General features: G+C 61.5%; 6 protein-coding genes. 3 read left to right on the forward strand and 3 right to left on the reverse strand.

Going from position 1 to position 13,280, the window contains the following annotated elements; translation table 11 throughout:
- Nucleotides 1-447 precede the first annotated feature (447 nt).
- Nucleotides 448-1,473, forward strand: a complete 1,026-nt coding sequence (locus BLW25_RS20045) for a fatty acid desaturase (RefSeq protein ID WP_092903446.1) — start codon at nucleotides 448-450, stop codon at nucleotides 1,471-1,473.
- Nucleotides 1,474-1,584: 111 nt separating this feature from the next.
- Here the strand turns inward: BLW25_RS20045 and BLW25_RS20050 are convergent, their stop codons facing one another.
- Both BLW25_RS20050 and BLW25_RS20055 read right to left on the reverse strand, forming a co-directional pair.
- Nucleotides 1,585-1,803 (reverse strand): DUF982 domain-containing protein, encoded by a 219-nt coding sequence (locus BLW25_RS20050; RefSeq protein WP_253188599.1) that lies wholly within the window; start codon nucleotides 1,801-1,803, stop codon nucleotides 1,585-1,587.
- Nucleotides 1,804-1,975: 172 nt separating this feature from the next.
- Nucleotides 1,976-2,200: a cold-shock protein gene (locus BLW25_RS20055; RefSeq protein WP_092903585.1), complete on the reverse strand. Its 225-nt coding sequence runs from the start codon at nucleotides 2,198-2,200 to the stop codon at nucleotides 1,976-1,978.
- A 1,495-nt stretch (nucleotides 2,201-3,695) separates the two neighbouring features.
- On the opposite strand from BLW25_RS20055, the gene BLW25_RS25250 reads away from it, so the two are divergent.
- Nucleotides 3,696-3,830, forward strand: a complete 135-nt coding sequence (locus BLW25_RS25250; protein WP_092903450.1) for a hypothetical protein — start codon at nucleotides 3,696-3,698, stop codon at nucleotides 3,828-3,830.
- A gap of 59 nt (nucleotides 3,831-3,889) precedes the next feature.
- Complete coding sequence (locus BLW25_RS20070) at nucleotides 3,890-12,280, forward strand: glycoside hydrolase family 94 protein (RefSeq protein ID WP_092903452.1); 8,391 nt, start codon at nucleotides 3,890-3,892, stop codon at nucleotides 12,278-12,280.
- A 39-nt stretch (nucleotides 12,281-12,319) separates the two neighbouring features.
- On the opposite strand, the gene BLW25_RS20075 is transcribed toward BLW25_RS20070, so the two are convergent.
- On the reverse strand, nucleotides 12,320-13,207 hold the full coding sequence (locus BLW25_RS20075; RefSeq protein ID WP_290438713.1) for a transglutaminase family protein: 888 nt from the start codon (nucleotides 13,205-13,207) through the stop codon (nucleotides 12,320-12,322).
- Nucleotides 13,208-13,280 lie beyond the last annotated feature (73 nt).

Raw genomic sequence — 13,280 nt, forward strand, 5'->3', positions numbered from 1 at the left:
GAGACGAATGTGCTGATTGCGCCTTCGGAAGAACGGGCGTGATCGCGGGCGAGTTCCATAGAGGTTGGGCGTCGGCGGCGCGGCGGTCAAGAACATTCATAAAGTTTGCGATCGGCTGGGCTGCCGATTGTAGTTTGCATGCCGAGATCCGATGTCGACGGAACCGACACGCAACCTTGCGTGGAGAAAAGCGCCGTCCTGCTTCCCGGATTCACCTGCCAGACGCGGCGCCAGATCAGGCTGGCGAAGCCGGAAACTGCGGCAAGGAGGGCGAAAGCGGCGGTTTGCCGACTGTGCGCACCGCAGTTCGCACTGCATTGGAGGTTGAAAACCCCGCCTCTGCCCGTTAACCGGATGGGGCCTGAACAGACCGCTGACATAATGGCTTTTTGCCAGGGCCGGAGAACTCTCTCCTCACGTTGCCGGAGAGAAGATGTGTAGGCACAGATGACAAATCAAACAGGTCGGCCTGCCCCGGCGCTTCCCCGCACTGCGCGCGCATGGCTCAGCGTCCTTGCGCGGTACCGCGAACCGACGATGGCGCGCAGCCTGTTCGAACTGGCAGTAACGCTTGTGCCGTTCGTCGCGCTTTGGGTGCTGGCCTGGGCGGCGCTTTCTGTGAGTGCCTGGCTGGCGCTGGCTGTGGCGCTTCTGAATGGTGCGTTCCTTGTCAGGATCTTCGTCATTCAGCATGACTGCGGGCATGGCGCGTTTCTGTCGAACAGGAAAGCACAGGACTGGCTCGGTCGCAGCCTTGGCGTTCTGACCCTGACACCCTATGCCGTTTGGAAACGCACCCACGCGATCCATCACGCGCATCATGGTGACCTTGACCACCGCGGAATCGGTGATGTTCTGACCCTGACCGTCGAAGAATACCGGGCCCGCCCGGCTTTCGGCCGCCTCATGTATCGTATGTATCGCCATCCGATTGTGCTGTTCCTGCTGGGACCCGGCTACCTGTTCATCCTACAAAACCGGTTGCCTTTCGGCTTGATGAAATCGGGCTGGCGATACTGGACCTCGGCCATGGGCACCAATGCGATGATCGGGATCGCCCTGGCCCTGATGATATGGTTCGGCGGCCTGATGCCGGTTCTGATGATCTTCATGCCCACCTCTGTCGTGGCGGCGACAATCGGGGTCTGGCTGTTCTACGTTCAGCACCAGTTCGAAGAGACCCACTGGTCCCGCGGAAAGCACTGGCAACTCTACCATGCGGCGCTCGAGGGCAGTTCACATTACGTGCTTCCGCAGCCGCTGCGCTGGCTGTCCGGAAATATCGGCATCCACCATGTGCATCACCTGTATTCCCGGATTCCATTCTACCGGCTGCCAGAGGTCATCCGGGATCACCGCGAACTGGCAGAGGCTCAACGGCTCACCATCAGCGAGAGCATTGCTGCGGTTCGGCTGCATCTCTGGGACGAGGAAGAGGGCAGGCTTGTGACCTTTGCCGAGGCTCGCGCGTAGTCCGGCCCGAAAACATGACCTGTGCCATGAGGCCCATATTCAGGTGCCGTCCGTCGGGAGCCAGGCCGATCTGGCGGCACCAGGACCGGACCGGTGCGTACAGACCGTTATTCAGGCGGCCTGACGGCTGGACAGGGCAATGAGATCTTCAGGAACGAAGCCCGCAGTGCGGGTCGCAGCGATGAACGCGCGCCGCGCAGTTCCGACCGAACCCATGCAGTGCATGGCCGCATCAACATGACGCAGCGCCCGTTCGTGGGCGATATCCGACACGGGCCACTTTCTGGACAGCCAGTATTGTGCCTGCTCTATAGTATTGAATTTCTGCATATCGCCATCTGGCGACATGACAAAGGACAGGGGGTTCCCCCCAGTGGATTTCTATCAAGTCAAATCTTTCAGGGAGATGGAGAACCGGTACATTCGTGATGTAGGGACGGTTCAGGAAGGCGGGCAGGTCCGGACAGCGCCGATCCCGCCTGTGGTGTCAGAGCGCCTGAACTCAGGCGAGCGTAAGGTTCGTCGCCGATTCACGGCCATTGCGGTCACGCTCGATGTCGAACGAGACGGCCTGACCGTCATCAAGACCGCGCAGCCCGGCACGCTCCAGAGCGGTGACACGGACGAAGATGTCCTTGACCCCACCTTCGGGAGCGATGAAAACAAAACCTTTGGTGGAGTTGAACCATTTCACGGTGCCATGGCCATCGTGATATTCCTTTTCAATATGCTGCCCACACAACGTAGCAGCCCGGCAAAGCTGAAGATCGAATGCTGAGCCGAAAGGAACAGGTCCGAAAAAACATATGCTGGTTACTTATAGGGCAAGGAGCATGTAATTGCGAGCTCTATCTGATCAGCCCCGACAATCAACTCCAACCCGTTGTGCAGGTTAGTCATTTTTCGGGTTGTTTCGATCACCCGGTTCTTCCTTCAAATGTTCCTCCGAATCAGTGCCGAGGTCTGGAATTTTCCCAGCGGTCGGCTGGATGCCGCCCTTTTTCCCAAAACTGGTTTCCGGTATGATCGAGGGGCAGCTTTTTGGCTGAGAAATTCGGCCAGATTGAAAGGCACCTTCGGCGAGGAGTATCCCATATATCTTCCCCTGATTTGCAAAGCAAAGCGGCGGAGCAGGCTCCGCCGCTTTACCTTCCCGGCTACTCTTTTATGACAGGTGCGGACGAGCCGTAACTTGACGTCGCCTTGTCTTGCCAATTCACACGGGAACCATGACTGCCCAAAAGAGGCAGCGTTCTATTCCTGGATCAGTTTGTGTAGCCGGACATAAGGCGTATCGCGATCCCGACGGTGGCCCCGACCTTCATCTGATTTTCATCATGCGCTGCACCAGCCTCAGCGTGTATCGTCCTGCCAACGCCGCCAATAGAGTGCGCAGGCATTGGCTCACAGCGCTTGTCCGATTTTATCATGAAATTTCCTTCTATTTTCAGTGATGCCTTGCTTCTGATGAGGCCCGGCACGAATTATGAAAGCTTATTATCGACGAGACTTACTCTTCGGAGGAGGGTTCGAGGACAATTCCTCCTCTTTTGCCAAACGAGCCGCACGAAGTGACAGAGTCAATTCATGGCGTTTTCGGGCTTCCGCTTCGACAATATCTCGTGCAGCAACGGTGGTGCGATCCATGATGCTTTCTCTCGGTGACGATCGAAGGACCTCTTGCTTCTTTTTCCTGTCAGCCAAATCAATCCCCGCTTCGTGGCATGCCTGCAGATCAGGCAGCAACAACCACACCGGCAAAAGCCGATGTGGAAATAAGAGAATTTTACGGATATTTCTCACCAAGGAGACAAATCACGCATTCGCCCAGCCTCCCGGCCAGACAAATTCTGCTTTTATTCCAAGTAAGCTATAACTCTCAAAAATCAAGGTGCAACGATCAGGTTCCTCTCAAATATGATCTGAAGGCGACCCAACTACATGATATGATACAACCTTATGGGCGCCCTGCGAGACAGCTGCAACACCGCCAAATTTGAGGGATTGCTTTTTGTGGCCTTTTCCATCATTCTCGTGCCAGAGGTCGATCTGGTGTCGAGAACGCTCCGCCAGGCACTTCTGTCTTTCTATCCAAAAATTGTCACCACTCCTTCATGGGGTGAATACAATGGCTGGTTCGAACCCTTCTCAGCATCTTCGTATCCCACGAGGACCGTATATTCACGTTCGACTTTGCGGTCGAACAGCTAAAGGACGATTTGATGGCCAAGGGAAACAAACGCGGAAATCGTGAGGCGAAGAAGCCCAAACAGGTCAAGCCCGCACCTGTGGCGACGCCTTTGTTCGAAAAAGGCACGCTTGCAGCCGCGGCAACACCGAAGAAGAAAAAGGGTTGAGCGGCGGCCTCGGAGTGGCTTTCAAACATATTCCTGGCAGAATAGCGAAGTCCTGGCAGATGACGACCAGCAATATTGTGCCGGGCCAGCCCTGGACGGATACGGCACCTGTTCGTGCGGAACTCTTCAGCGCCGAGCGGCTTGAGCAGCACGCGATCTCTCTGGCGTCTGAGCAGCCGGTGGCTGTCAGGACGAAAAGGGTCCGGACATTGCGCCGTCGGCTGGACGACAATGCAAGGGTGTTGCTTGCGGCGTGGCGCGCCAGCGCCAGCGAAGTGGCAGCCGGGCGCGAAGTGGTGCCCGCCGCGACCTGGCTTCTGGACAATTACCACCTCGTTGAGGCGCAGATACGCGAAGTGCGCACCGATCTGCCTGATGGATACTATCGTCTTTTGCCAAAACTCGCAGATGGACCATTCGCAGGCTACCCACGCGTCTTTGGCCTGACATGGGCATACGTGGCCCATAGCGACAGCCATTTCGATCAGGACACCCTGCGCCGTTACCTCACCGCCTATCAAACGGTGCAGCCGCTGACGATCGGGGAGCTCTGGGCCGTAGCCATCACCCTGCGCATCGTTCTGATCGAGAACCTGCGCCGCCTGGCGGATCAGATGACGATGGGTCGTGCCGACCGGCTGGACGCTGACAGCCTTGCCGATCGTATCTGCGCCCCGGGCGCGGCGCATTCGGCCCTGTTGCCAGAGGTGGAACGTCGGGCAAGGGAACCTCTGTCCGAGGTTTTTGCCGCCCAGCTTGCCCGTCGGCTGCGGGACCGCGATCCGCGCACCAATCCCGCGCCAGGCTGGCTTGAGGAGAGACTGGCGGCCCAGGATACGACCATCGACACTGTCGTCCGTCACGCACAGGAGCGACAAGGTGCCTCGAATGTCACTCTGCGCAATGTCATCACCGCGATGCGCAGAATTTCTGCGACCGACTGGTCCGATCTGTTTGAAAGCGTGAGCTTGGTTGAGGCAGACCTGCGCGCCTATCCGGGCTATGCAGCCATGGATTTTCCCAGCCGCAATCTTTACCGTAGCGGGGTAGAGGATCTCGCGCGCGGCGCGGCGCTAAGCGAGGGAGACGTCGTCGCTTTGGCATGCGGGCGGGCATCGGCAGCGCCTGCGGGGACGATGCAGGCGGATCCGGGCTGGTCGTTGATCGCGGCAGGGAGACCGGCCTTTGAACAAGAGATCGGCTTTCGTCCCCCTGTCCACCTGCGGGTTCACAGATGGGGCATCGCGGCGGGCTTGGGTGGCTATCTTGGCGCAATTGCGGTTCTGACGCTGGCGTTGCTGTCGCTTTGCGGGATGTGGATCGCGGGCGGAGTTGTGGGCACGCTCTGGCTTCTGGCCATGATGTTGCCGGCCAGCGGTGTTGCGGTGATGCTGGTTGACCGCATCGTGGGCGCAGGTGTCGGGGCAACCTTGTTGCCGGGCCTCGACCTGCGGGCAGGTGTACCCTCTGAATTTCGCACTGTTGTCGCGGTGCCGGTGCTGGTCTCCGGTGAAGAGGATCTTCGCGCGCAGATCGAGGCGCTGGAGGTTCATCATCTTTCCGGTGCGGGCGGTGATCTCACCTTCATGCTTCTGACGGACAATGTCGACGCCACGCAGGAGGTCATGCCCGGTGATGCGGCACTGCTGGCCCTGGCCGCCGCAGGCATTGCAGAGCTGAACCGCCGCCATCCGCCTGGCCCGGCCGGCCCGCGTTTCCTGCATCTGCACCGCTCCCGGCAGTTCAATGCCTCCGAGGGCGTCTGGATGGGGTGGGAACGCAAACGCGGCAAGCTGCACGAACTGAACCGCCTGCTGCGTGGTGCAACGGATACCGGGTTCCGCGATGCTGATGGACGAGTGCCCGTCGTTCCTGCCCGCGTGCGCTATGTCATCACGCTGGATGCCGATACGCGGATGCCGCGCGACACTGCGGCGCGCCTGATCGGCAAGATTGCTCACCCGCTGAACCGCCCGGCATTCGAACCGGGCTCAGGCCGTGTGACCAGCGGCTATGGTATTCTGCAACCGCGTATCACCCCATCCCTGGAGCCGGGCTCGCCTGCGACGCTCTACCAACAGGCGACCGCCGGGCCTGGCGGGATGGATCCCTATGCATCGGCGGCCTCGGATCTGTGGCAGGATCTGTTCGGCGAAGGGTCGTTCACCGGCAAGGGCATTTATGACATCGACGCCTTCGAGGCGGCGATGAAGGGGCGGGTTCCCGACAATACCCTGCTGAGCCATGACCTGCTTGAGGGCATTTTCGCCCGCGCGGGTCTGGCCTCGGATGTGGAACTGGTTGAGACCTTTCCCGGCCGTTTTGACGTTGCCGTCCGTCGCCAGCATCGCTGGACAAGGGGTGACTGGCAACTCCTGCGCTGGCTCTTCGCATCCGGTGTGCCGGTGCTGGGCCGGGTCAAGATGGCCGATACGCTGCGCCGCTCGCTGATCGCACCGTCGATGCTCGCCGCCCTGACGCTGGGTTGGCTGCTGCCGGGGGGGGCTGCGCTGAGCGCAACGCTGCTGCTCATGGCCGCGCTGGCAGTGCCGGTGGTCTGGCCGGCGATCCTGGGGCTGATCCCGCGCCGGTCCGGGCTGGATCTTGCCAGCCAGCTGCGCCAGTCGGTGGGCGATCTGGTCCTCGCCGGTCTGCGGGTCGGGCTGGCGGTGACCTTCCTGGCCGATACGGCCTGGCGGATGATGGATGCGGTGTTTCGCACCCTCTGGCGGACCGGTTTCTCGCATCGTCATCTGCTGGAATGGACCACGGCGGCACAGGCCGCGCGCCGGACGCGCGCCGGGTTATGGGACATGTCACGCTTCATGGCGGGCGGGATGGTGCTGGGTGTTTTTCTGGTGGCGGGCGCCGTGACGCTGGCCCCCGCTTCAGCCGCGCTGGCGCTGCCTTTCGCCGCTCTGTGGCTCTGTGCGCCGTTCATCGCACTGCGGATCAGCCGTCCATCCACCCGCGCGCTTGAGGACTCCCTCTCTACCGATGCCGCGCGTGAGCTGCGGCTGATCGCCCGTGCGACCTGGCGCTACTTTGAGGCCTTCGTGACCGCGGGACACAGCCATCTGCCACCGGACAACCATCAGGAAACCCCGGTGCCGCTGACTGCCGCTCGCACCTCGCCCACCAATATGGGTCTCTATCTGCTGTCCTGCGTGGCCGCCCGGAACTTCGGCTGGATCGGAACTGTCGAGGCGACAGAGAGATTGGAGGCGACTCTTGCCACGATGCAGGCACTGCCGAAGCATCGGGGGCACTTCTACAACTGGTATGGGACGGCGGATGGTCGGGTGCTCAACCCGGCCTATGTCTCATCGGTCGACAGCGGAAATCTGGCGGGGCATCTGATCGCCCTGGCAAACGCTTGCGAAAGCTGGGCAAGGGACGAAGGCTGGCCGGACAGCAACACGCAGCGCGCGGGCCTTGTCGATACACTTCAACTTGCGCGGCAGTCACGTAGTGGTGGCAGAGTGCCGATGAGCGGCCTCCTGGACGGGTTGGAGGCCGCAATCCTCATGCCCGGGGAAAGCGTTGCCTGGCCCGCCATCCTTCGTCTCGCCATAAAGGCTAAAGGGGCATTGGCGAACGAACCGTTGGCCGATGATCTTGACGGCTGGTTGCAGGCCCTGAGCGATCAATGCGCGCGCAATGCCCACCCCTATGATCCCGCCGCGCTGCCGCCGCGCCTGCAGGCATTGGCAGCGCAGGCACGTGCCATGGCTCTGGCGATGGATTTCGCCTTCCTGTTCGATCCGGACCGCAAACTTCTGTCGATCGGCTGGTCGCGCGACGACAATGTCCTTGACGAGAGTTGCTATGATCTTCTGGCCTCCGAGGCGCGGCTGGCCAGTCTCTTCGCCATTGCCAAGGGTGATGTGCCGGTGCGCCACTGGTTCCGCCTGGGTCGCTCAGCGACGCCCGCGCGCGGCGGATCGGTTCTGGTATCATGGTCCGGCTCGATGTTCGAATATCTGATGCCGTCACTGGTGATGGAGGAGCCTGCGGGTAGCCTGCTTGATCAAACCAACCGGCAGGTGGTGGCGGGGCAGCGCGCCTATGCACACCGGCGTGGGGTCCCTTGGGGCATTTCGGAATCCGGCTTCAACGCTCGTGATCTGGACATGAACTACCAGTATTCCACCTTCGGTATCCCGGGAATGGGGCTTAAGCGCGGCCTTGCGACCGACCTCGTCGTGGCACCCTATGCGACCGGGCTTGCCGCGATGTTCGCCCCGGCAGAGGCGCGCCGAAACTACGCTGCGCTGGAGGCGGCCGGGGGCCGTGGTCGCTACGGATTTTATGAGGCGCTGGATTTCACGCCATCGCGACTACCCGAAGGCGAAACAGTTGCTGTGGTTCACAGCTATATGGCGCATCATCAGGGCATGACCATCGTCGCCATCGCGAATGTTCTGCAGTCTGGCCGTATGCGGGCGCATTTCCATGCCGAGCCGATGATCCGCGCGACCGAGCTTGTCTTGCAGGAACGCATCCCGCGCGACATTCCGGCCGTGAAGCCGCTTCCCGAAGCCGTTGCGGTGCCCGACAGCCCAAGCGCGCTGGATATGCAGCGCATGGCGCTGATCGAAGGCGCCCCACAAGGTCCGCCGGTCAGCCACATCCTGTCGAACGGCAATTATGCGGTCATGCTGACCGCAACAGGTGGCGGCTACAGCCGCTGGGGCGACATCGCCCTGACGCGCTGGCAGGCCGATCCCACCCGCGATACCGGCGCCACTCAGATCTGGCTGCGCGACTTGTCGGATGGCCGCCTTTCCCCGGTCGGCGCGCCTGCGGGCGCGGATAAGCGCGAGGTGCATTTCTTTGAAGACCGCGCCGCGATCACCCACCGCAAAGGCACACTGTCCACGGCGATGGATGTGCTGGTCTCTGGCGAGGATGACGCGGAGGTGCGCCTTGTTTCGATCAGTTCCACGTCTCGCCGTCCGCGCGAGGTGGAACTGACGTCCTATGCCGAACTGGCCCTGACCACACCGGCGGCGGATGCGGCGCATCCAGCCTTTGCCCGGATGTTCGTGCAGACCGAATACCTGCCAGAATTCGGTGCAGTCATCGCAACGCGCAGACCGCGTTCCCCCGATGAACCGGCGGTCTGGGCGGCGCATTTTCTGGTGGTGGAGGGTGAACTCTCCGCTGCGATGGAATTCGAAACCGACCGCGCGGCCTTTATCGGGCGCGACAACGACCTGTCCTCGGCGCAGGCGCTGGCGGCAGGGAACAGGCTGGAGGGCGGGGTCGGAACCGTGCTTGATCCGGTTTTCGCCCTGCGCCAGCGCGTCACGATACCAGCAGGCGGCACTGTGAAGCTGGCGTTCTGGATGGTCGTTGCGCAGACGCGTTCCGAACTGCTTGATCTGATCGATCGTCATCATGACCGCAACGCCTTTGATCGGGCAAAAACGCTCGCTTGGACTCAGGCACAGGTCCAGTTACGCCACCTCGCGGTCAAGCCAGCACAGGCGGCCGGTTTCCAGCGCCTCATCGCGCCGATCCTTTATTCTGACAGGCGTTTCCGCGCCCGGCCCGACCAGATTGCTCAAGGGGCTGGCAAGCAGTCGGCACTTTGGCCCATGGGGATTTCGGGCGACCTGCCCATCGTGCTTTTGCGCATCGATGATATGGCAGACATGGCGCAGGTCCATGAGATGCTGCTGGCCCAGGAATACTGGCGCGGCAAACGGCTGGCGGTGGATCTTGTGATCCTGAACGAGCATCCGGCATCTTATGTCCAAGGCCTTCAATCTGGGATCGAGTCCGCGCTGCGCGGCAGCCACACCCCCGATTCAAACAACGGGCAAGGGAAAACCTATGCACTGCGCGCAGATATCATCCCGGCAGAGGCGCGGGCACTCCTGATGGCCGTAGCGCGCGTCGTGCTGGTCGCACGGCGCGGTACGCTGGCGGAGCAGATCGCTCTGCTCTTGCGCGATGAGGCGGCATCAGACACACGATCGACGCCAGAATCAGCACCCCTTACAAGGGCGATACCTGTAGACGCTTACCCGACGCAGGATCTGGAGTTCTTCAACGGCATTGGCGGCTTTGCCAAAGGTGGACGCGAATATGTGACCATCCTTGAAAAGGGCAAACCCACACCCGCTCCATGGATCAATGTCATCGCCAATGATGATTTCGGTTTCCATGTCTCGTCCACCGGCAGCAGCAGCACCTGGGCAGAGAACAGCCGGGAGAACCGGCTGACGCCCTGGTCGAACGATCCGGTGTCCGATCCGACCGGGGAGGCCTTCTATATCCGCGACGATGAGACGGGCGAAGTGTTCGCACCGACAGCCCGCCCCCTGCACCGCCCCGGGCCGCATATTGCGCGACATGGCTTCGGCTACAGCCGGTTCGCGCACAAGGCGGACGGGATTGAGTCTGAATTGTTGCAATTCGTGCCGCTGGTCGATCCGGTCAAGATCTCGCGGCTGAGCCTGCACAATCTCTCGGGTCGCCCCCGGCGCCTGACGGTAGTCAGCTATACCGAGCCGGTGATGGGTATATCACGCGCCGCCGCCTCGCCTTTCCTTATCACCGAATGCGATGCCGAAACCGGTGCCCTCTTCGCGCGCAACCCTTGGAACATGGCATTTCCTGACCGCGTCGCATTTGCCGATCTTGCCGGCACGCAGACCAGGTGCACCACCGACAGGACCAGGTTTGTGGGCTGGGGCGGTAATCTGGCCGCACCAGCAGCAGTGGCGCGGGGAGTAGCACTGTCGGGAACAACCTGCACCGGACATGACCCCTGCCTGGCCTTGTCGCGGAAGATCGATCTGGCACCCGGGGCAAGTATCACCATTGATCACTTCCTCGGCCAGACCGACTCGTCCGAAACCGCGCGAACCCTGATCGCCAGACTCCGCACTGCTGACCTCGACGCAGTGCTGGCCGAGGTCGAAGCCCATTGGGAGACGGTGCTCGGAACGGTTCAGGTGGAGACGCCGGACCGGTCGATGGATATCATGGTCAATGGCTGGCTGCAGTACCAGACACTGGCCTGCCGCGTTCAGGCGCGTGCCGGCTTCTATCAGGCAAGCGGGGCTTATGGATTCCGTGACCAGTTGCAGGACGGCATGGCGCTGACACTGCCGCAGCCCCACCGCATTCGCAGCCATTTGTTGCGCGCCGCCGGGCGGCAATTCCCCGAGGGCGACGTGCAGCACTGGTGGTTGCCGCATTCGGGCCAGGGCGTGCGCACCCGGATATCGGACGATTGCGTCTGGCTGGCCTATTCCGTCGCTGACTATGTTTCGGTGACCGGCGACATTGCGGTTCTCGAAGAGCGGGTGCCCTTCATCGAGGGGCCGTTGCTGGCACAGGGCCAGCATGATGCATTCTTTCTGCCCCAGCCATCGGGGGGCGATGCGACGCTCTGGCAGCATTGCATATATGGCCTCGACCGGGTCATCGCTCTGACCGGCACATTGGGGCTGCCGCTGATCGGAACCGGCGACTGGAACGACGGCATGAATCGGGTTGGTGAGGCGGGGCGCGGCGAAAGCGTCTGGCTGGGCTGGTTTCTGCTTGACACGCTGAACCGCTTCATCCCCCTGGCCGAAGTCCGCGATCCGGCGCATGCCCTGCGCTGGCAGGCCCATGCTGACGGCCTGCGCAAGGCACTGGAGGGCGAAGCCTGGGACGGCGAATGGTATCGTCGCGCCACCTTCGACGATGGAACCTGGCTAGGCTCGGCCGCTGGAACCGCGTGCCGGATCGACTCCATCGCGCAAAGCTGGGCAGTCTTGTCAGGTCAGGCTGATCCGGCCCGCGCCGCCACGGCCCTGGCCTCGGTCGAACGGCATCTGATCCGCCCCGATCCGGGTATTGCTCTGCTGTTCACCCCGCCTTTTGACAATGCGGCCGTCGGCTTCGGCCCCGATCCCGGATATATCGCCGGCTACCCCCCTGGTCTGCGTGAAAATGGTGGGCAATACAGCCATGCCGCGATGTGGGCGGTACTGGCACGGGCGAAGCTTGGCGACGGTGACGGCGCAGTGCGCCTGTTCGCGATGCTGAATCCGATCAATCATGCGCTGACAGCGGAAGACGCCGGACGATACAAGGTCGAGCCTTATGTCGTGGCGGCGGATGTCTATTCAGTCGGCCCGCATGAGGGACGGGGCGGCTGGACATGGTATACCGGGTCTGCGGGATGGATGTATCGCGCTGCGGTCGAGGGCATTCTGGGTATCCGGCGCGAGGGTGACCACCTGCGGATCGCGCCGTGCTTGCCTGCACATTGGCCTGGCTTCTCCGCAAAGGTGCAGGTGGCTGGCACCGCCATCGATATCCGGGTGAAGCAGGGCGACATTGCGCCAGACGGTTTCATAAATGTGGAGGATAACGACACAAGGGTGCTGCTGGACGGGGCAAGGCAGCTGGTTCGTTTGCACATTCCGCTTCACTCCGTGTGATGGTCGACAACTCGGTCCGGGCAGTCGCGCAGAGTCTCTTTACGATGATGCCTGCTGGAAGTTTCCTGCAGTCACGGTGACACTGACGGCCATCTCGACGAGGGCATCACTGTTGCCGATGAAACTGCCCGAAACCGGGGCGATCTGGCGCACATCCCGAGCCACGGCCACCGGAATCAGATTCCTTGCGCCCACACTTCGATTGGTCGGATCGAACGTAATCCAGCCCGCGCCGGGGACATAGATTTCGGTCCAAGCATGGGTCGAACCCGGTCCGGTGGACCCGACAAGATTATCGCGAGGATCGAACAGATACCCGGATACGATACGGGCGCCGAACTTGAGTATCCTCGCGGCTTCCGCCAGCATGACTGCGAAATCCCTGCATGAACCCCAGCCACGGTGGAGGGTTTCGAGCGGCGATTGTGTGCCTTCGGTCTCCCGGCTCTGATAGGAAACACGATCAGATATTCCGTCACTTATATCCATGAGCAGGGATAGCGTATCCGTGCGCCAGCCGTAGACAAAGCCCTCCACCCAGCGAGAGAAGTGGCCTTCCGGGTCCGGGTATTGCGGCATGGCCAGAGCGCCGAGATCAGTCCAGTCGTCACCGGAGTAGAGGAAGGGCCATCGCATGGCAGACGGCGCAATGGAAAACCCTGGTGAAGGCGATGCCGTTAACTCGATCCGTGCACGGCTCTCGATCTGCAAGCAGGCTGTCGGCTGCAGGAATATGGCCGTGGTAATCACATTGCCCGAAACATCATTCGCCCATGACAGTTCCGCCGCCGGAGACAGGGAGACGTCATGGGAGAGAAGGCGCAAGTCTCGCGACTCGCGCGGTCGAAGCATCATGCGGTGCGGTCCGAGGGATACCTCGCTTCGATATCGGTATTTGGTCGTGTGAACCGTTTCCAGAACAAACACATGTATCCTGCTTTTCTCTGTAACTATACTCGCAGATAATGAGTTTTCAGCGCTTCCGCGACGAGCCCTGAGG

It is taken from the genome of Rhodobacter sp. 24-YEA-8, from assembly GCF_900105075.1.
Taxonomy (GTDB): domain Bacteria; phylum Pseudomonadota; class Alphaproteobacteria; order Rhodobacterales; family Rhodobacteraceae; genus Pseudogemmobacter.